At 67.4% G+C, this 18,933-nt stretch carries 16 protein-coding genes; 4 read left to right on the forward strand and 12 right to left on the reverse strand.

Going from position 1 to position 18,933, the window contains the following annotated elements; genetic code table 11:
• Positions 1-31: 31 nt before the first annotated feature.
• The 5 genes from DIE16_RS15665 to DIE16_RS15685 all read right to left on the reverse strand — a co-directional run bounded on the left by DIE16_RS15665 (position 32) and on the right by DIE16_RS15685 (position 4,672).
• Complete coding sequence (locus tag DIE16_RS15665) at positions 32-733, reverse strand: ABC transporter ATP-binding protein (protein ID WP_044847066.1); 702 nt, start codon at positions 731-733, stop codon at positions 32-34.
• Positions 730-1,497, reverse strand: coding sequence for an ABC transporter ATP-binding protein (locus DIE16_RS15670; protein WP_044847065.1), 768 nt, complete (start codon positions 1,495-1,497; stop codon positions 730-732). The genes DIE16_RS15665 and DIE16_RS15670 overlap by 4 nt, the downstream gene beginning before the upstream one ends.
• Positions 1,494-2,537, reverse strand: coding sequence for a branched-chain amino acid ABC transporter permease (locus DIE16_RS15675; protein WP_124892655.1), 1,044 nt, complete (start codon positions 2,535-2,537; stop codon positions 1,494-1,496). The genes DIE16_RS15670 and DIE16_RS15675 overlap by 4 nt, the downstream gene beginning before the upstream one ends.
• On the reverse strand, positions 2,534-3,394 hold the full coding sequence (locus DIE16_RS15680; protein WP_124521209.1) for a branched-chain amino acid ABC transporter permease: 861 nt from the start codon (positions 3,392-3,394) through the stop codon (positions 2,534-2,536). Before DIE16_RS15680 ends, DIE16_RS15675 begins: the two co-directional genes overlap by 4 nt.
• 69 nt (positions 3,395-3,463) lie before the next feature.
• Entirely contained in the window at positions 3,464-4,672 is a 1,209-nt protein-coding gene (locus DIE16_RS15685) for an ABC transporter substrate-binding protein (RefSeq protein ID WP_124488055.1), read from the reverse strand.
• Positions 4,673-4,905: 233 nt separating this feature from the next.
• On the opposite strand from DIE16_RS15685, the gene DIE16_RS15690 reads away from it, so the two are divergent.
• Positions 4,906-5,760 (forward strand): FadR/GntR family transcriptional regulator, encoded by an 855-nt coding sequence (locus DIE16_RS15690; protein WP_124892656.1) that lies wholly within the window; start codon positions 4,906-4,908, stop codon positions 5,758-5,760.
• Between the two features lie 67 nt (positions 5,761-5,827).
• On the opposite strand, the gene DIE16_RS15695 is transcribed toward DIE16_RS15690, so the two are convergent.
• From DIE16_RS15695 to DIE16_RS15705, 3 genes are all read right to left on the reverse strand, one after another.
• Positions 5,828-7,252 carry an aldehyde dehydrogenase family protein gene (locus DIE16_RS15695; protein WP_124892657.1) on the reverse strand — a complete coding sequence of 475 codons (1,425 nt, stop codon included), beginning with the start codon at positions 7,250-7,252 and terminating at the stop codon, positions 5,828-5,830.
• 36 nt (positions 7,253-7,288) lie between these two features.
• The gene (locus DIE16_RS15700) at positions 7,289-8,686 is read right to left on the reverse strand and encodes an aspartate aminotransferase family protein (RefSeq protein ID WP_124646393.1); all 1,398 of its coding nucleotides are present in this window, start codon (positions 8,684-8,686) and stop codon (positions 7,289-7,291) included.
• Positions 8,687-8,750: 64 nt separating this feature from the next.
• Positions 8,751-10,142, reverse strand: coding sequence for an APC family permease (locus tag DIE16_RS15705; protein WP_124892658.1), 1,392 nt, complete (start codon positions 10,140-10,142; stop codon positions 8,751-8,753).
• Between the two features lie 239 nt (positions 10,143-10,381).
• Here DIE16_RS15705 and DIE16_RS15710 point away from each other — a divergent pair, with 239 nt between their 5' ends.
• Positions 10,382-11,476, forward strand: a complete 1,095-nt coding sequence (locus tag DIE16_RS15710; RefSeq protein ID WP_124892659.1) for an AraC family transcriptional regulator — start codon at positions 10,382-10,384, stop codon at positions 11,474-11,476.
• Positions 11,477-11,708: 232 nt separating this feature from the next.
• Here DIE16_RS15710 and DIE16_RS15715 read toward each other — a convergent pair whose 3' ends face one another.
• The 4 genes from DIE16_RS15715 to DIE16_RS15730 form a co-directional block, all read right to left on the reverse strand.
• Positions 11,709-12,959, reverse strand: a complete 1,251-nt coding sequence (locus DIE16_RS15715; RefSeq protein ID WP_124892660.1) for a trans-acting enoyl reductase family protein — start codon at positions 12,957-12,959, stop codon at positions 11,709-11,711.
• A 54-nt stretch (positions 12,960-13,013) separates the two neighbouring features.
• Positions 13,014-13,913: an acetoacetate decarboxylase family protein gene (locus DIE16_RS15720; protein WP_124892661.1), complete on the reverse strand. Its 900-nt coding sequence runs from the start codon at positions 13,911-13,913 to the stop codon at positions 13,014-13,016.
• A gap of 113 nt (positions 13,914-14,026) precedes the next feature.
• The gene (locus DIE16_RS15725; protein WP_124892663.1) at positions 14,027-15,754 is read right to left on the reverse strand and encodes an FAD-dependent oxidoreductase; all 1,728 of its coding nucleotides are present in this window, start codon (positions 15,752-15,754) and stop codon (positions 14,027-14,029) included.
• Positions 15,755-15,766: 12 nt separating this feature from the next.
• Positions 15,767-16,891 carry a Rieske 2Fe-2S domain-containing protein gene (locus tag DIE16_RS15730; protein WP_124892664.1) on the reverse strand — a complete coding sequence of 375 codons (1,125 nt, stop codon included), beginning with the start codon at positions 16,889-16,891 and terminating at the stop codon, positions 15,767-15,769.
• Between the two features lie 229 nt (positions 16,892-17,120).
• On the opposite strand from DIE16_RS15730, the gene DIE16_RS15735 reads away from it, so the two are divergent.
• Positions 17,121-17,759 (forward strand): TetR/AcrR family transcriptional regulator, encoded by a 639-nt coding sequence (locus DIE16_RS15735; RefSeq protein ID WP_124488064.1) that lies wholly within the window; start codon positions 17,121-17,123, stop codon positions 17,757-17,759.
• Positions 17,760-17,845: 86 nt separating this feature from the next.
• Positions 17,846-18,538: a pentapeptide repeat-containing protein gene (locus tag DIE16_RS15740; RefSeq protein WP_124892665.1), complete on the forward strand. Its 693-nt coding sequence runs from the start codon at positions 17,846-17,848 to the stop codon at positions 18,536-18,538.
• The last annotated feature ends 395 nt before the right edge of the window (positions 18,539-18,933 follow it).

Raw genomic sequence — 18,933 nt, forward strand, 5'->3', positions numbered from 1 at the left:
TGGAATTCCTCGCAATGAACGGGCCCGGCGCTTACGCGACGCCGACACCCAGGTAACGGTCCTTCACCTCGTGATCGGCCGCGAACGCCGCGTTGCTGCCTTCGTAGACGATCACGCCCTGTTCGATCACGAAGTGGCGGTCCGCAAGCTGCGTGCACACTTCGAGGTTCTGTTCGACGAGCAGGATCGCGACGCCGGCCGCCTTGATCTGCTTCAGCTGCGCGACGATCTCCTCGACGATCACCGGTGCGAGCCCTTCGACCGGCTCGTCGAGCATCAGGAGCCGCGGGTGGTTCATCAGCGCGCGGCCGATCGCGAGCATCTGCTGCTCGCCGCCCGACAACTGCGCGCCGCCGTTGCGGCGGCGCTCCTTCAGGCGCGGGAAGATCCGGTAGATATCGTCGAGTTGCCACGGCGAATCGCGGCGCGCGCCGAGCCGCAAGTTTTCCTCGACCGACAGCAGCCGGAAAATGCCGCGATGCTCGGGCACGAAGCACAGGCCGCACGCGGCAATCCGGTGCGCGGGCTGCCCGGACACCGGCCGGCCGGCGAACGTCACCGTCCCGCCGGTCGGCGCGACGACACCCGCGATCGCCTTGAGCGTGGTCGATTTGCCCGCGCCGTTGCGGCCGAGCAGCGTCACCGTCTCGCCTTCGTTCACGTTCAGCGAAATGCCCTGCAGCACGTGGCTCTTGCCGTAGCAGGCGTGAACCTCCTTCACGTCGAGCATCATGCGCGGCCTCCGGTGATCATGTTGCCGAGATACGCGCTGCGTACGCGCGCGTCGCCGCGAATCGCATCGGGCTTGCCTTCGACCAGCACGCGCCCCTGCTGCATCACCGTGATCGTGTCCGAGATGTCCATCACGATTCCCATGTTGTGTTCGATCAGCACGACCGTGTAGTCGTCGCGCAAGCCGCGGATCAGCGCCTTCATGTCGTCGAGGTCGTCGATGCCCATGCCCGACGTCGGCTCGTCGAGGAAGATGGCGCGCGGCCGCGCCGCCAGCGCCATCCCGACCTCGAGCCGGCGCTGCTGGCCGTGCGACAGCACGCCGGCCGCCGTGTCGGCGAAGCGCTGCAGGCCGAGCCGCTCGAGCACCTCGTCGACGATGCCGCCATGCGCGAGTGCGCCGCGCGGCGGTGTCCACGGATTCAACGCGCGCCGCGATTCGACGCCCTGCGCGGCGACGCGCAGGTTCTCGCGCACGCTCAGGTTCGGAAACAGGCTCGTCACCTGGAACGAGCGTGCGATGCCGCGCCGCACGCGCTTGTGATCGGGTTCGCGCGACACGTCGTGACCATCGAACAGGATCGAGCCCGACGTGATCGGCAGCGTGCCGGTCAGCGTATGGAACAGCGTCGTCTTGCCGGCACCATTCGGGCCGATCACCGAATGCACGGTGCGCGGCATGATCCGCAGATCGACGCCGCCCAGCGCCGTGAACTTGCCGTAGCGCTTGACGATGCCGCGCGCTTCGAGAATCGCTTCGCTCATTGCCGCTCCCTGGCCGTAGCCGCAGTACGATCGGCGCGCCGCAGCGATGCCGCGACGCGTTCGCCGAGCCCCCACAATCCGCGCTGCATGAACAGGCTGACCGCGATCAGCACGAGGCCGAGCAGCAGCAGCCAGCGCGGCCACAGCGTCGATAGCCAATCCGCGAACAGCACGTAGAATGCCGCGCCGAGCACCGACGCGAACAGGTTGCCCGTGCCGCCGATCACCGTCATCACGAGGATCATCTCGCTCGTGTGATAGTCGATGTTCGACAGCGGCGCGATGCCCGTCATCAGCGCGTGCAGCGCCCCCGCGAGGCCCGTGACCGCGCCCGATATCACGAACGCCGCGAGCTTGAAGCGCTGCACGTCGTAGCCGGCCGCCGCCGCGCGTGCCTCGTTGTCGCGAATCGCGAGCAGCGTCCGGCCGAACACCGAGCGCGATACGCGCAGCAGCAGCCAGAACACCGCGACAAACAGCACCGCGACGAAGCCGTAGTAGCGCCACGGCGAATCGAGCGGGACGAGCGGATGCCCGAATGCGGCGAGCGCGGGGCGCGGGATGTCGAGCAGCCCGTTGTCGCCGCCCGTCACATCCGGCGTCGTATACGCGAGGAAGTAGAACAGCTGCCCGAACGCGAGCGTCAGCATCACGAAGTAAGTGCCGCGCTGCCGGATCGAGAACCAGCCGACGAGCGCGGCCGCGGCGGCGCCGAGCACGGCGGCCGCGACGAGCGCAACCGTCACCGACCCGACGCCGTGCGTCAGGACCAGCCCCGCCGCATAACTGCCGAGCCCGAAGAAGATGCCCTGCCCGAACGACAGCAGCCCCGTATAGCCGAGCAACAGGTTGCAACCGAGCGCGGCGAGCGCGAACACCAGCACTTCGGTCGCGAGCGAGCCCGAGCTCAGCGCCAGCGGCAGCACGCACGCGACGGCCACCGCGAGCCAGCCCTCCGGCCGCCGCAGCGCGCCGTGCCACGGCCGCGCGCGCGGCGAGGCTGCCGCCGCGGGCGGCAGCGGTTTCGACGATTCGATCATGCAGCCCTCCCCAGCAATCCGTTCGGACGCAGCAGCAGCACGGCCGCCATCGCGACGTAGATCATCAAGCGCGCGCCTTCCGGCCACAGCGTGCTCATCAGGCTCTGCACGATGCCGACCAGCAGCCCGCCGACGAGCGCCCCGAGAAAATTCCCCATCCCGCCGACGACGACCACCACGAACGCGACGCCGAGCGCCTCGATGCCCATGAACGGATCGACGCCGCGGATCGGTGCCGCGAGCACGCCGGCGAGCGCGGCGGTGGCCGCGCCGAGCGCGAATACGAGGCTGAACACGCGCGTCACGTTGATACCGAGCAGCGACACCATCTCCGTCGATTCGCTGCCCGCGCGCACCGTACTGCCGAGCCGCGTGCCTTCGAGCACCCACCACAGCAGTCCGGCAAGCACGGCCGTGAACGCGATCACGAACAGCCGGTATTTCGGGTAGACGAAGCCGCCCCAGATCACGACGCCGTTCAGCGCGTCGGGCGGCGGCACGTTGTCGCCGAGCGGGCCCCACGCGAGGATCGCGCACTCCTGCAGCACGAGCGCGAGCCCGACGGTCGCGAGGATGTGGAATTCATGCTGTTGCGCATACACGTGACGCAGCACGAGCTTCTCGACGATCCACGCGAACGCGCCGACGACGAGCGGCACGACCGCGAGCGCAACCCAGAAGTTGGCCGACCATTGCAGCGCCTGGTAGCAAAGGTACGCACCGAGCAGATAGAACGCGCCGTGAGCGAAGTTCACGAAGCGCAGCAGGCCGAACACGATCGACAGGCCGACGGCGAGCAGGAAATACAGCATGCCCACACCGATGCCGTTGACGATCTGCAGCAGATAGACGTTCATGGCTTCCGTACCGGAAAGGAGTGAAACGGACGTCCGCGGCGCGCGACGGCCGCGAACGCGCGCATCGCGTTACGCGAGCTTGCACCCCGTCTTGTCGACGGACAGGAACGATTGCCCCGAGCTGACGATATCCGCGTAGTCGTCCGCGTTCTTCATCCGGCTCTTCGGCTTGCCCTTCAGCAGGTAGTAGTTCTTCAGCACCTGGTGGTCGCCCTTGCGGATTTCCTCCGGGCCCGTGAGACCGTCGTACTTCATGCCTTCCATCGCCGCGACGACCTTCTTCGGATCGGCGCTGCCGGCCTTCACCATCGCGTCGAGCAGGATCTTCGAGCAGATGTACGAACCCGCGAGGCTGTAGTTCGGGTTCGCCTTGAACGCGGCGTTCGCCCGCTTCACGAAGTCGCGATTCAGCGGCGAATCGATGCCGTGCCAGTACTGCGCGCCGAAATACACGCCGTCGCAGATGTCGGGGCCGAGCGCCTCGAACTGCTCGAGGCCCGACGCCCACGCAAGCAGGATCGTGCAGTTGCGCTTCATCCCGAAGCTGACGGCCTGGCGCAGCGTGTCCGACGATTGCGAGCCGAAGTTCAGGATCAGCAGCACGTCGGGTTGCGCGGCCGCCGCGTTCGTCAGGTAGCCGCTGAACTCCTTCTCGGCGAGCGAGTGGTAGCTGTTGCCGACATGCTCGATGCCTTTCTCCTTGAAGATCGCCTTCGCGGCGGACAGCAGGCCCTCGCCGAACACGTATTGCGGCGTGATCGTGTACCAGCGCTTCGCTTTTGGCAGCATCTGGAGCAACGGCCGCACCGTCTGCTCGATCGCGCCGAAGGTCGGCACCGACCAGCGGAACGTCGCATCGTTGCAGTCCTTGCCGGTCAGTTCATCCGCGCCCGCCGTCGTGATGAACACGCCGCCCGCCTTCTGGACTTCCTTGCCCATTGCCAGCGATTCGGACGACAGGATGCCGCCCGCGAAAAAGCGGGCCCCCTTCTGCTGCGCGATCTCCTGCACGCGCCGCACGGCGGTCGCGGGCTTGCCCTCGGTGTCGAGTGCCGTATACGCGAGCGGCGCACCGAGCACCTTGCCGTATTGCCGGACGGCGAGCTGCATGCCGAGATCGGCGTACTTGCCATTGGCGGCGAACGGCCCCGACATCGGCACCGGGCAGGCAAGCTGGATGGTCGAACCCTGCGCGAATGCGGCACGGGACGACATGCTGCCGAGCGCGCCCGGCACGGCCGACAACGCGGCCAGTTTCAACAGTTCTCGGCGATTCAAGTTGACGCTCCTGATAAAGGGGGACACACGATGCGACCGACTGCCAAACCCAAACCGTATCCACGCCCTGCAGGATGCGCGTTGCCGGTTGATCCTATTTATCATTATAAATAGAATGAACCTGATGCTAGAGTTGATCAAAATTGGTGTCAATCAGGCAAAATTCCGTACCCCGCGCCCGAACGGATCGTCGACGACGATGTGGCGCGCAGTCAGACAAAGGAGTCTTGAAGATGGTCATGGACCGAGCCAGGGCGGGCCTCGCGGTCGAAATCAAGCAGCCGAAGCGGGCGGATCTCGTCGCCGAGGAGATCAAGCGGCTGATCACCGAGAAGGATCTGAAACCGGGCGACCGCCTGCCGCGCGAGGCGGAACTGCAGCAGCTGTACGCGGTGAGCAAGAGCACGATCCGCGAGGCGCTGAAGTCGCTCGAGGTGCAGGGGCTCATCAAGGTTACGACGGGGCCGTCGGGCGGCGGGATGGTCGTCGAGGTGCCGCTCGACCGCACGCTGCAACTTCTGCAGAACTACCTGTTCTTCAAGGACGTGACGATCGACGACATCTACACGGTGCGCAAGCTCCTCGAACCCGAGCTGGCGGCGGGCGCCGTGCCGCACCTGACCGAGCGCGACTTCGCGGCGCTGGAGGCGAACATCGCGTGCTGCGACGGCGCGTCGGGCGTGCACGACCGCGGCCACATGCTGCGCCAGCGGCAGGAGGACACGACGTTCCACGACATCCTCGCGGCCGCGAACCCGAACCCCTTCCTGCGCTTCAGCTGCGAGCTGATCAACGAGATGATCCGGCAGCTGATCGAGTTCAGGAACGATACGCCGCTCGCGGAGCACAAGCGCTTCGGCGAAGCGAACGTGTCGATCCACAAGGAAATCCTGCTGGCCGCGCGAGCGCGCGATGCCGAGCGCGTACGTGCGCTGATGGTCGAGCACATGACCGAGGCGCCCAAGCACGTGAAACGAATGAAAGGGAAGCTGCGCGGGCGCTTGATCCTCGACTCCGAAATCCGCAGGCGGGCCGCCGCGCCCGTTCCGGGCGCCGATGCGGCCGCGACGGATGGCGAGGACAACTGACTGTCGGCACACGCGAAGCCGGCTCGCGGCAAAAGCCGACCGTCCGGCGACGGTCGGCCAGCGCCGCTCACGCGTACCCCGTCGTGCCTTTCGTCCCCAGATATTCGACGAGGCCGAACTCCGCATACTCGCGTCCGTTGCCCGAACGCTTGTAGCCGCCGAACGGCGCGGCCGGGTTCCACGCCGGATAGTTGATGTGCACGTTGCCCACGCGCAAGCGCGCCGCGATGCGGCGGGCGCGCTCGAGATCCTTCGTCTGCACGTAAGCCGCGAGCCCGTAGACCGAATCGTTCGCGAGCGCCACGGCTTCATCCTCGGTCCGGTAGGTCAGGATCGACAGCACCGGCCCGAAGATCTCCTCGCGCGCGATCGTCATGTCCGGCGTGACGTTCGAGAACACCGTCGGCTTCACGTAGAAGCCGTCGCCGAGCCCGTCCGGACGGCCGGGCCCGCCCGCGACGAGCGTCGCGCCCTCGTCGATGCCGCTCCGGATCAGCTGCTGGATGCGGTCGAACTGCGTGCGGCTGACGACCGGCCCGATGCCCGTTTCCGGCGAACGCGGATCGCCGACGACGGTGCGCGCAGCCTCATCGCGCGCCGCCGCCTCGGCCGCGGCCAGCTGATCGACGTGCACGAACATCCGCGTCGGCGCGTTGCACGACTGTCCGCTGTTGCTGAAGCAGCTGCGCGCGCCGCGCGTGACGGCATCCTCGATGTCGGCATCGGGCAGGATCAGGTTCGGACTCTTGCTGCCGAGTTCCTGGTGCACGCGCTTCACGGTATCGGCCGCAGCCTTCGCGACTTCGACACCGGCACGCGTCGAGCCGGTAAACGACACCATGTCGACGTCCGGATGCCGCGACAGCGCATCGCCGACCTCATGCCCGTAGCCATGCACGAGGTTGAACACGCCCGGCGGCACGCCGGCTTCGTGCAGGATCTCCGCGAACAGGATCGCGCTGAACGGCGCGATCTCGCTCGGCTTGAGCACCATCGTGCAGCCCGCCGCGAGCGCCGGCGCGACCTTGCAGACGATCTGGTTGATCGGCCAGTTCCAAGGCGTGATCAGCGCGCACACACCGATCGGCTCGTGCGACACCAGCAGCGAATCGGTCTGCGTGCTGAACCGGAATGACTGCAGCGCGCGGATCGTCTGTTCGAGATGCGCGGTGCCGACCGCGGCCTGCATCGCGCGCGCGAACGCGATCGGCGCGCCCATCTCCTGGCTGATCGTGCGCGCGACTTCGTCGTAGCGGCGCCGGTAGATCTCGAGCACGCGCTGCAGCAGCGCGACGCGCGCGTCGACCGTCCAGCGCGAATACGCGTCGAATGCCTGCTTCGCCGCGCCGACCGCGCGGTCGACGTCCGCCGGCCCGCCGATCGCGAGCCGCGCATACGGCTTCGCGGTCGCCGGATCGATCACGTCGATCGCGCGCGCATCGACCGGATCGCACCACTGTCCGGCGATATAGCTCTGTTGTGAGGTTCGCATCGAAGGCTCCTGGAATGACGAACGGTGCTGCCGCGCTCAGCGCGTCGCACGCGCGTAAGTGTCGGCGAGAATGTCGCGGATCTTCGCGACGAACCATACGATCTCGTCGCGCGACATCACGAGCGGCGGCGAGAACTGCACGATCGGCGTGCCTTCGTGGTCGACGCCCGCGCGGCACAACAGCCCGGCTTCGAAGATCGCGGGCGCGAGCAGCGTCGACACGAACGTCTGCGCGCTGATGCCGGCCGCCCAGCGGCGCGCGGCCTTGTCGGTCACGAGTTCGAGCGAGTAGTGGTAGCCGTCGCCGCGCACGTCGCCGACACACGGCAGCTCGAGCAGGCCGTCGAGCGTCTCGCGGAACACCGCCTCGTTGGCGCGGACGTTCGCGAGCACGCCTTCGCGCTCCATGATCGCCAGGTTCGCGAGCGCTGCCGTGCACGCGACCGGGTGGCCGCCGTAGGTCGCGCCGTGCAGGAACATCTGCTGCGGGCCGGCGAGCACGGTGTCGACCACCGTGTCGCTCGCGATCACGCCGCCGAGCGGCACGTAGCCCGACGCGATCCCCTTCGCGAACGTGATGAGGTCCGGCTTCAGCCCGTAACGCGTCGACCCGAAATATTCGCCGAGCCGGCCGAACCCGCAGATCACTTCGTCGGCCACGAGCAGCACGCCGTGCCGGTCGCACAGCGCGCGCAGCCCCTGCGCATAACCGGCCGGCGGCGTCAGGCTGCCGCCCGCGTTCTGCAGCGGCTCGACGACGAGCGCGGCGACGGTGTCCGGCCCTTCCTGGACGATCAGCGCTTCGATCTCGTCGAGCAGATGGCGCGTGAACTGCGCCTCCGTCTCGCCTTCCGGCCGCCCGTAGCGCTTCGTGTTGCTCACGTGCCGCACGCCCGCCATCAGCGGCTCGAAATGCTTGCGGAAGTTGGTCATCCCGTTCAGCGCGAGCGCGCCGAACGACGTGCCGTGATACGCGACGCGCCGCGCGATGAACTTGCGCCGCTGCGGCTCGCCGCGCGCCTGGTGATACTGGCGCACCAGCTTGATCGCCGATTCGTTCGACTCCGAGCCGCTCGACGTGAAGAACACGCGGTTCAGGCCGTCCGGCGCGAGCGCCGCGAGCTTGTGCGCGAGGCGGATCGCCGGTTCGTGGCCGTAGCCCCAGTTGGTCGCGAACGGCAGCCGCACCATCTGCTCGCGGATCGCGTCGCCGATCTCCGCGCCGTGGCTGTAGCCGACCTGCACGCAGTACAGCCCGGCGAGCCCGTCGAAGTAGCGCTTGCCGTTGCGATCGACGAGCCAGCAGCCTTCGCCGCGGTCGAACACCGTCAGCGCGTGGTCGCGATACGCATCGGCATGCGTGAAGTGCATCAGCAGATGGCGCTTGCCGAGCGCCTGCAGGTCCGCATCGAGATTGACGTCAACACCGTTCATGGGTCATTCCTCCTTCAGGGATTCGAGACCGGCGGCCCGCAGCCGGAAGCCGCCGGCCGGTCGTTCAGTTCATCGACAGCGTGGGCGCCGGGCGCGTGAAGCCGCGCGTGAGCCACAGCAGCTGGCACAGCCCGATCGCGAGCCAGCCGATGCCGACGTAGAAGGTCTGGCGCGACAGGCCCGACCACAGCCAGACGTTCATCGCGAAGCCGAGCGCCGGCACCGCGCCGAACCTGATCCAGCCCGCGAAGCGGCGATGTTCCGGGCGGCCGAGATAGCTGCGCATCACGCACAGGTTCACGACCGCGAACGCGACGAGCGCGCCGAAGCTGATCATCGTCGACGCGAGATCGAGCGAGATGAACAGCGCGGACAGCGACACGACACCGACCGCGAGCGTCGCGCGCACCGGCGTGCGCAACCGTGCATGCAGGTGGCCGAACACGCGCTCGGGCAGCACCCGGTCGCGGCCCATCGCGAACAGCACGCGCGTGACGCTCGCCTGGCCGGCCATCGCGCTCGCGAAACAGCCGGCCACGTAGACCGCGACGAACAGCGCCGACAGCGTGCCGCCGCCGATGCGCCGCATCAGTTCGAGGCTGGCCGAATCGAGATCCTTGAACGCATGCCAGTCCGGGAACACCACCTGTCCCGCATACGCGATCAGCATGAACAGCAGGCCGCTCGCGAGCGTGCAGAGCAGGATCGCGCGCGGCACCGTGCGGCGCGGCTCGCGCGTTTCCTCCGACAGCGTCGACACCGCATCGAAACCGAGGAACGACAGGCACAGGATCGCGGACCCGGCGAAGATCGCCCGTGCGTCGCCCGACGACGGCAGCGCGAGCGTCGGCGCCAGCCCCTCGCCGCTCGCGACATGCGCGGCCGCCGCGACGAAGACCGCGATGAACACGAGCTGGCTCGCGATCAGGATCAGGTTCACGCGGTTGACGAGCCGGATGCCGACGATGTTCAGCCCGGTGACCAGCGCGATGCTCGCGACGATCCACACGCTGGCCGGCACGGCCGGGAACAGCTGTTTCATGTAGATGCCGATCGCGAGGTAGCTGATCATCGGGATGAACAGGTAGTCCATCAGCAGCGCCCAGCCGACCATGAAGCCGGCCGAGGTGCCGAAGTTGCGGCTCGCGAACGTATAGGCGGAACCGGCGCTCGGCATCAGCCGCGCCATGTGGCCGTAGCTGCGCGCGGTCAGCAGCATCGCGACCAGCGTGACTGCATACGCGATCGTCAGGTGTCCGTTGGTTTCGCGCGTGACGATCCCGTAGGTCGTGAACACCGTCATCGGCAGCATGTATGCGAGGCCGAAGATCACCAGCGTGAACAGCCCGAGCGAATGCGCGGCGCGTGGCCCTGCGTCGGCGTGCCCGTCCGTGCGTGCCCGCACGTCGTCTGTCGCGGCGCTGGGCGTGCGCTGCGCCGGCCTGGTGTCTTTCATGCTGTCCTCACGTGGCGTGGTCCATGACATCAACACTCGTCTCGTCGGCAATGCGGGCATTGCGCGATCCGGAAACGAGTGTGGTGCGCCAAAAAATCGACGACGAATGAGAAAAGCGGACGTAATCGGGGGATATTTCCGGACGCGTGGCGGGCGGCCGCCCCCCGCTGATGCGGGCCCTCTGGCGTTTCGCGGACATTCCGGCTATGTTCTACGCGAACCCGTTGCCGCCCTTCGCCATGGACAGCAAGTCCCATCGACCCCAAAGCCGCGCCGAACGCAGCCTGCGTTCGGCGCTCGGCCTCGCGCGTCCGGCCGGACGCCAGGAAGACATTCCCGCCACCGTGCACGCGATCGCGGTCGCGCTCGACGAATGCCGCGTCCGGCACATCGACGGTGCCGCGCTGCTCGAGGGCACCGGCCTCGGCGCGGCCGAAGTCGCGTCGCCGAACCTGCACGTGAATCGCGGCCAGGAGCAGCGTTGCTTCCGCAACCTGCTGCGCTGCAGCGGCGTACCGTCGATCGGCCTGTCGATCGGCGCGCGGCTCCATGTGTCGACGCTCGGCCTCGCCGGTTACGCGATGCTGATCAGCGGCTCCGTGATGCAGGCGTTCCGGTGCATGAGCCAGTTTCCGCTGTTCATGGGGCTGTATTTCGACGTGCGCGTGCACGCGCACGCGGACGCGGAAGGGATGAGCGTGACGATCGGCCGCTACAACGGCGAACCCGACCTCGAGGTGTTCCAGACCGACATGTGCCTGTCGAGCCTGCGCCTGATCGTGTCCGATCTGGTCGGCAAGCCGGTATGGCCCGCGCAGCTGCATCTCGCCCGCCGCACGCCGCGCAACGGCGCGGACTACGCGCGCCACTTCGACTGCCCGGTCACGTTCAATGCGGGCGAGAACCGGCTCGTGTTCACGAGCGTGAACGGCACGGAAGCCCCGCGGCTCGCGAACGAAGTCAGCTTCAATGCGCTGCACGGGCAATGCGAAGCGCTCGAACGGCAGTGGGCCGCGTCGGTCGGCACGCGTTTCGCCGATCGCGCGAAGGAGCTGATGGCGCGCGACCTCGCGCGCTTCAAGTCGATGACGTCGCTCGCGAACGCGCTGCACCTGACCGAGCGCACCTTGCGACGCCGGCTCGACAAGGACGGCATCACGTTTCAGTCGCTGCTCGACGACGTGCGTCGCCAGGAGGCGGTGCGGCTGCTCGAAGAACCGGCGCTGAGCGTGGCCGCGATCGCGGAGCGGCTCGGCTACAGCGAGCCGCGCAGCTTCCGCCATGCGTACCGGCGCTGGACCGGCAAGACGCCGCGCGCGGGCGCGAACGACTGAAATCGCGCGGCGCGCGAACGTCAGCCACTCCGCGCCGTACCGGCACTTCCCGGCCTCGTCATGGGCAACGCGCGCCCGCGCAAAGGCAAGGCGAAAAGCGCCTGCCCTTGAACTTCACTTAAAGGTTACGGTTTGCCTCGGCAAGCGTATCGAGGCCATGGGTATGTGTCCTGCCATCCGACAAAATGGCGGCGCGTCGATTCCTGTCGACCCGGACGCGTGCGCCACGCGCTCAAAGCACCTCGAAACGCAACCCGGCATGACGCACAAGGCGCTCGACGAAGCGCTCGTCGAACATCGTCGCGGGCGTCCAGAAGCCCCCGCCGCGCCCGGTCTTCTCGCCGTCGCGGCTGCAATCCAGCGCGAGGCTGAGCGCGGCCTGGCCCAGCATCTTCCCGGTCGAGCCGTAGCCCGGATCGCGATCGCCGGTGACTTTCACGCGCAGCGTCCGCCCGTCGTCGGCGCGCCCGAAGAAGCGCAGATCGAAACGGCCGGCCAGCTGCGCGGCGACGCTCGGCCCCTCGCCGGGCTTCGGCAGCAGGAAGCGCTCCATCAGGCTGCGCGCCGGCTTGACGAGAACGCCCGCCATGAACGCGCCGAGGCCGGCCATCATCGCGAGCGCGGCGAGGCGGCCCTTGAAACCCGTGCCCGTGATGACCGCTTCGTCATACGCGAACCGGCTGCCGTACGCGTCGTCCGCGAGCGCGTTCGAGCGATGCACGACGCGCTCGTTGATGGCCGCCATCACGAACGGCGCAATCCACGTGCCGCCGTCGCGATCGAATTCGGCCGACCGGACCGCGTGCTGCCGCACCGTAAAGCGATGATCCTTCGGACACAGCGCATACGGATCGAGCAGTTCGCGGCGCAACGCGGGATCGGCCGCGGCTTCGCGCACGACGTTGATCACGCTCGCGACCGTTCCGCCCGACGCGCCGCCCTTCAGCGTCTTCACGCGCATCTTCACCTGCGTGGCCGGCCGGCCCCACTGCCGCCGCGCGTGCTGCTGCAGGAACAGGACGCCGATGTCCGACGGCACCGAATCGAAACCGCAGCAATGCACGATGCGCGCGCCCGATTGCCTGGCCGCCGGTTCGTACCGTTCGATCATCCGCTTGATCCACTGCGTCTCGCCGGTGAGATCGCAGTAGTCCGTGCCGGTCTGCGCGCAGATCCGCACCAGCGGCTCGCCATACAGTGCGTACGGCCCGACGGTCGACACGACGACGCGCGTGCGCTCGCACAACGCACGCAAGCGCGCTACGTCGGCTGCATCGGCCACGATGATCGGCAGCGCCTGCCACGCTGCGCCCAGCGCGTCCCTGACCTGCCGGAGCTTCGCCTCGGAGCGGCCGGCGATCGCCCAGCGCAGCGATTCTCCGCTGCCCGACAGGTATTCGGACAGGTAGCGCGTCAGGATCTGCCCGACGAAGCTGGTGGCACCGAATACGACGAGATCCAGATCACGGGTCGGCTGGGTCATCGATGTTTCCTCCGAAACGGGTTGGTTACGAGCAGCCGGATTCATCGAACGGGTTCATCGAACGCTCCCCAATGGCGTCGGCAGATTCAGCACCAGCTGGGCATCCTTGACCACGTCGAACCGCACGATGGTGGATACACCGAGCCCGTCGAGCAGCTGGCTCAGCGGCCCACCGTGCCGCACCAGCTCGAGGCCGCGCGGCAACACGCGCTGTGCGAACGATAGCGTATTGGTCTGCACCGAACTCTGGTGCCACACGCCGTCGACGAGATTGACCATGGTATTCGTGCCCATCCGCGACTGCGACGGCACGTCGATCAGCGCGGGCGACGGTGCGTTCAGCGTCAGGTCCAGCCGGCCGTCCATCCCGGCGATCCGCGCGCTCACGCGTGCGCCGATGTTCATGTCGATATCGGCGAGCCATTTGGGCAGCTGGTAGCCGTGCACGCCGCGCACCCGTGCGATTTCCGTGGTGACGGGCAGCGCCAGCACATGCGCGAAGAAGCTCCGGCGCCGCATCGCGTCGAGCAGCTCGAGCGCATGCGAGCCGCGCGCACCCGGCCGGCGAATCACGACCGCGACGGACACCTCGTCATACGGATCGTTGTCGCAGACCGAATACGAAAAGAACGTCAGCGCGACCAGCCCGTAACCGGGAAATGCGCGCAGCGGTTCGAGCGGCACCGGCAGCGTGGTACGCAGGCGCTCGAGCGGCGCGAGAAACAGCACCTGGATGCTGCTGGAGCGATAGTAGAAATTTGGCGCCCAGGTCGGACCGACGCGCGACGCAACCTGACGCTTCGGGATCCGACGGAAAAAATCGATGTTCCCGGCGGCGGGATCGCACGCGACCGCGTCGAGATCCGGATTCATCCGGAACCGGTCGTAGTACCCGCCTTCGGGCACATCGACCTTGTGGGGCCCGAATTCGACCTGTGTAAAGCGCCTGTCCATCTGCGTTGCCTCTCGTCGAAGATTGATCGTCGCAGGCAACGTGCGGGCCTGCCGATTCACTGCCGTCAGCAGGCACTCTAAGATTCAACCCGACTTCAAGGTCAAGGCCTCGACTAGAGGAAGCGGTCGGAACGCGCGGCCGCGATGTGATCGGCCGCGACATAGCCGAACGTCATCGCCGGCCCGATCGTCGAGCCGGGGCCCGGGTAGGTCTTGCCCATCACGGCCGCCGACGTGTTGCCGAGCGCATAGAGGCCGTCGATCACCGAACCGTCGGAACGCAGCACGCGCGCATGCGCATCGGTACGCAAGCCGCCCTTCGTGCCGATCTCGCCCGGGTCGACCCGCAGCGCATAGAACGGCGCACGCTCGATCGGCCCGAGGCATGGATTCGGCTTCGACGACGCATCGCCGTAGTAGCGATCGAACAGGTTGCCGCCCTTGCCGAATTCGGTATCGATGCCGGTGAGCGCGTAACCGTTCATCCGCTCGACCGTCTGCGCGAGCCCCCGCGCATCCACGCCGATCTTCGCGGCCAGCTCGGCCAGCGTGCCCGCGCGATAGATGACCGAGTCGAGCCAGCCGGGCGGGATTCTGCTGTCCGGCTGCACGCTGCCCGGCAGCAGCACGCCGCACGGATAACGCCTGCGATATTCGGCATCGAAGATCAGCCACGCGGGCACGTTGGCCTGCGTGTTCGCATGGTCCGCATACATCGCGTGGATCACGTCCGGATACGGCGCCGATTCGTTGACGAAGCGCCGCCCGAGCCGGTTGACCATCACGCAGCGCGGCGCCGAGCGCTCGACGAACAGCCCGCGTTGCTTCTCCTCGCCCGGCACGCGCACCGTCGGCACGCCCCAGACGAAGCCCATCAGCGCCACGTCGGCCCCGAGCGCGAGCCCCGCGCGGATGCCGTCGCCGGTGTTGATCGGCGGCGCCGCGCTCCACTCGGCGCGCGTCGGCTTCGGCAGAAATTGGTCGCGCATCGCCTGGTTCGCCTCGAATCCGCCGCACGCGAGCACGACGCCATGCGTCGCACGGATGCCGAACGGTCGGCCGTCGCGCTCGACGACCACACCGTTCACGCGTGCGCCGTCGGTGTGCAGCGAGCGCATCGGCGTTGCGAGCCACAGCGCGATGCCGCGCTGCTCGAGCGCTGCGCGCAGGCTCGCGACGAGCGCATTGCCGAGCGTCAGGCGCCGGTCGCGCGGCGTGCGGCGCCGCCATTTGAAATCGGTGGCATAGCGCAGCATCAGGCGCGCGGCGAGCCGCAGCCAGCCGCGCTCCTTCGTGAGGATCGTGTGCGCCTCGATCTGCGTCATCGCGATGCGCCCGCCGATCAGCGTCGCCGGCGAAGGCGCGCGCAACGTGTCGAAATGCGCGCCGAGACGCGCGGCATCGAACGCCGCCGGCTCCATCGTCCGGTAGCCGGGCTTGCCGCCCTTGCGGTCCGGGTAGTAGTCGGGATAACGCGGCACCGCATTGAACCGCGTGTGCGCGTGCTTCGCGAGATACGCGACCATCTTCGGGCCGTTGTCGAGATACGCATCGATGCGCTGCGCGTCGAAATCCTCGCCGACCACGTCGCGCAAATACATGATTGCTTCGTCGTACGAATCGCTGCCGCCGAGCGCGGCGATCTGGTCGTTGCACGGAATCCAGATGCCGCCGCCGGACACCGCCGTGGTGCCGCCATAGACGGTGCTCTTCTCGACCACCAGTACCGACAGCCCCTGGTCATGCGCGCGCAGCGCCGCCGTCATCGCGCCCGCGCCGGAACCGACCACCACCACGTCGTACGTGGCGTCGCCGAACGAATCGTGTCGATCGTCGTACATGATCGCCTCCGCTCAGATCGTGGCAAGGCAGCTTGCCGCATCGGCCGGCACGTCGGCGAGCTGGCGCCAGGCGCCGTGCTCGCCGCGGTATTCGTGCACCTCGACGCTCGCGTGCCGCGCGGGCAGCTCGCCCACGTCCGTGTAGAACTGCTGGTACCACTGGCGCAGCCGATAGATCGGGCCGTCGCCTTCGCACAGCAGCGGATTGTCGACGCGCGTCTTGTGGTCCCAGATCGCGACGTCCTCGCGAAATGCCGACTGCGCGGCCAGCACGTAGCCGTCGACCATCGCGCGATTCTGTTCGTCCGTCAGCGCCGGATTCTTCTCGACCATCACGCCGAAGCGCAGCTCGAAGCTGTTCGTATCGATCGGCACGTGGCTGTTGAGCAGGATCGACCTGAGCGGCTGCCCCTGCGCTTCGCCCGTCATCAGCGTGACGTGGTATGCCGGGCCGAAGTAGGCCGAGTCGGCCGTCAACCCGCCGCTGCCGGCCAGCCGCGTGCTGCCGCCGCGCAGCTTCTGGTAGGCCACCGGGCCCGCGAACGTGTTGCAGAAGTAGTCGATCGGCGCGCCATGCACGGGGCCGAAGTGCGCCATGTCGGACTGGTTGTCGATCAGCTCGCGGCAGTTCGTGTCGATCACCCACTTGACGATCGCCCAGTCGCTCCACGCATCGGAGAAGCACGCGTCGATGCGCGGAATCTCGACCGCCGGATCGGGCCCATTGCCCTCCGGATCGTTCCACACGAACAGCAGGCGGTTCTGCTCCATCACCGGCCACGACTTGATGCGCGCCTTCGGCGGGATGCGCTGCGAATACGGAATCGCAGTGCAGGTGCCGTCGCCGGCCCACGACCAGCCGTGAAACGGACACACGAGCGCGTTGCCGTCGACGTGGCCGCGCCCGAGGTCGGCGCCCATGTGCGGGCAGTAGCCGTCGAGGATTCGCAACTGCCCGTCCTCGCCCTGGAACACCGCCACGCGCGTGCCGAAGATCGACAGGCCGTGCGCGCGGCCGTCGCGGTAGTCGTCGGCGAGCCCGAGGCAATGCCAGCCGCGCGCGTAGCGCGCGTCGATGGGTGCGGCATGAATCCGGTGAACGGGATGCCGGGTGGCCGGCGCGGATGATTCGGTCATGGATCGTCTCCTTCCAGTCGAAAGGCGCAGCCCTGCACCTGCGTGGCGGACCTTGCCGGGAATATGCCGGGCGGGTCGATGCACCCGGCGCTATGTCACAAAACATTTATTTTGTGACGCATAATGGCACAAATTCCATTTTTGTGACAACGTATGCGAAAATTCCGAACCGACGCATTCGGTCGGCTCATCGGCACACGCCGCGCAACGCACGGCAACGAGGAAAGGTATGGATCGGCAACTGCGCTGGGGCGACGCCAGCAGGATGGACAGCGTCAACGACGGGCGAAGCGCGATCCTGCGCGCCACGCTCGACGCGATGATCGAGCACGGGATCGACCGTTTGTCGATCGACGACGTCGCACGCCGCGCGAACATTTCGCGGCGCACGCTGTACCGCTACTTCGGCACGAAAAAGGAGCTGATCCAGGGCGTGATCGGCATCCAGAACGCCGAATTCTTCGACGAGATGCAGCGCGCGCTCACCGCCTTCGAGCACGACTTCGAGGCCTATTGCGAAGAGAGCGTGTGCTTCGCGGTGCGCTATCGCGACCGTCATCACGGCGGCTTTCACCACAACTATCTGGCCACGAGCCTGTCCACCGACGTGTTCGGCTACATCGTCGAGAACATCGCGCCGATGTGGCAGCGCGTGCTCGAAAAGCCGTACCGTGAATACGTCGCCGTGCACGGCGCGCGGGTGCCCGCGCTCGACGACATCATCGCGCTGATCAGCCGTATCGGGCTCGCGTACTGCCTGGTTCCGGCTGACGAACAGGCGATGCGCGCGCAGATGCGCATCCTGTGGACGTTCCAGCGCGAGCCGGCCGGCAAGCCGGTCGCGGCCCGGATGAAGGCCGCGCGCTGAGCGGCGGCGCCCGCGCGATGTCGCGCAGCCCGGCCGATACCATCCGATACCGGCCTCGAACATTTCAACTCACACCGGACTACCCCATGACGACCTGCGGAGTTTCCGTCTCCGGCCGAACGCTCGATCGCGCCGACCTGCTGCTTCTCGTCGAAGGCTCGCCTGCGCCGCTTCGTCTCGAAGACTGCGATCTCGAAGGTGCGGACCTGTCGCGGCTCGATTTGCGCGGCGTGCGATTCGAGCGCTGCGCGCTCGCGGAAGCGTCGTTCGTCGGCGCGACGCTCGCGCAGACCGCCTGGATTCGCTGCCGCGCGCGCCAGACGAGCTTCTCGTCGGCCGACCTCGAGGACGCGCAGTTTCAGTCCTGCGATCTCAACAACACGAACTGGCGCCGTAGCAAGCTCGGCTCGGCGCGCTTCGACGAATGCAGGCTGACCGGCGCCGACTTCGAGGAATGCAAGTCGCTCGGCATCGAATTCGCGAACACGTTGCTGGTCGGCGCGAGCCTGCGCCGCTTCTCGTTCCGGAAAACGCGGCTCGTGGCGCTCGACTTCTCGGATGCCGATCTCGCCGGCACGGACTTTCGCGACGCCGTGTTCGAAGGCGGCAGCCTGCGCAACGCGCATCTGAACGACGCCCGGTTCGACGGGGCCGACCTGCGCGACGTGGAACTCGGCGGCACGCCGAAGCTGCTCGCGTCGGGCGTGCTGCGCGGCGCGACCATCTCGTATGACCAGGCCGCGATGCTGATCGAGAATCTGGGGATCCGGGTCGCCTGACGACCGCACGCGCGTTGCTTCGCCCCGCGGCCGACATGCGCGACGCCGGCCGCGAACCGCGCATGTCGCATGTGCTGCCGGCAATCTGTCGAATATTCTCATCACTTCGACCGCATCCCGAACGGCACACGTCACGCACGCCCTTGCGCTCACGCTCGACGACCCGATCCGTCGACGCGCGAATCACTAGGGAAAATCCGGAGACATCCTTACAGCGATTTACCTGATGATTCACAGGAACGCGATGTTTCGGCGATTTCGCTTTGCATCATGCTTTCGTTTTGCTTGACGGTCCCGCTGCCGCCGCGCGGCAAATGCTGCGATCGACACGTGAAACGGCCAGCGTCCGCGAGTCGCCAGGTGTTCAATACTTTCAACAACCCGGTCGAGAGCAA

Source organism: Burkholderia sp. Bp9090, from assembly GCF_003857985.1.
Lineage (GTDB): Bacteria > Pseudomonadota > Gammaproteobacteria > Burkholderiales > Burkholderiaceae > Burkholderia.

Excerpts from the sequence above, each read along its gene's own strand:
- DIE16_RS15695 (WP_124892657.1), bottom strand. The coding sequence starts at position 7,252 with ATGCGAACCTCACAACAGAGCTATATCGCCGGACAGTGGTGCGATCCG.
- DIE16_RS15735 (WP_124488064.1), top strand. The coding sequence starts at position 17,121 with ATGGATCGGCAACTGCGCTGGGGCGACGCCAGCAGGATGGACAGCGTC.
- DIE16_RS15725 (WP_124892663.1), bottom strand. The coding sequence starts at position 15,754 with ATGTACGACGATCGACACGATTCGTTCGGCGACGCCACGTACGACGTG.
- DIE16_RS15720 (WP_124892661.1), bottom strand. The coding sequence starts at position 13,913 with ATGGACAGGCGCTTTACACAGGTCGAATTCGGGCCCCACAAGGTCGAT.
- DIE16_RS15670 (WP_044847065.1), bottom strand. The coding sequence starts at position 1,497 with ATGAGCGAAGCGATTCTCGAAGCGCGCGGCATCGTCAAGCGCTACGGC.
- DIE16_RS15730 (WP_124892664.1), bottom strand. The coding sequence starts at position 16,891 with ATGACCGAATCATCCGCGCCGGCCACCCGGCATCCCGTTCACCGGATT.
- DIE16_RS15705 (WP_124892658.1), bottom strand. The coding sequence starts at position 10,142 with ATGAAAGACACCAGGCCGGCGCAGCGCACGCCCAGCGCCGCGACAGAC.
- DIE16_RS15690 (WP_124892656.1), top strand. The coding sequence starts at position 4,906 with ATGGTCATGGACCGAGCCAGGGCGGGCCTCGCGGTCGAAATCAAGCAG.
- DIE16_RS15675 (WP_124892655.1), bottom strand. The coding sequence starts at position 2,537 with ATGATCGAATCGTCGAAACCGCTGCCGCCCGCGGCGGCAGCCTCGCCG.
- DIE16_RS15680 (WP_124521209.1), bottom strand. The coding sequence starts at position 3,394 with ATGAACGTCTATCTGCTGCAGATCGTCAACGGCATCGGTGTGGGCATG.
- DIE16_RS15740 (WP_124892665.1), top strand. The coding sequence starts at position 17,846 with ATGACGACCTGCGGAGTTTCCGTCTCCGGCCGAACGCTCGATCGCGCC.
- DIE16_RS15665 (WP_044847066.1), bottom strand. The coding sequence starts at position 733 with ATGATGCTCGACGTGAAGGAGGTTCACGCCTGCTACGGCAAGAGCCAC.
- DIE16_RS15715 (WP_124892660.1), bottom strand. The coding sequence starts at position 12,959 with ATGACCCAGCCGACCCGTGATCTGGATCTCGTCGTATTCGGTGCCACC.
- DIE16_RS15700 (WP_124646393.1), bottom strand. The coding sequence starts at position 8,686 with ATGAACGGTGTTGACGTCAATCTCGATGCGGACCTGCAGGCGCTCGGC.
- DIE16_RS15710 (WP_124892659.1), top strand. The coding sequence starts at position 10,382 with ATGGACAGCAAGTCCCATCGACCCCAAAGCCGCGCCGAACGCAGCCTG.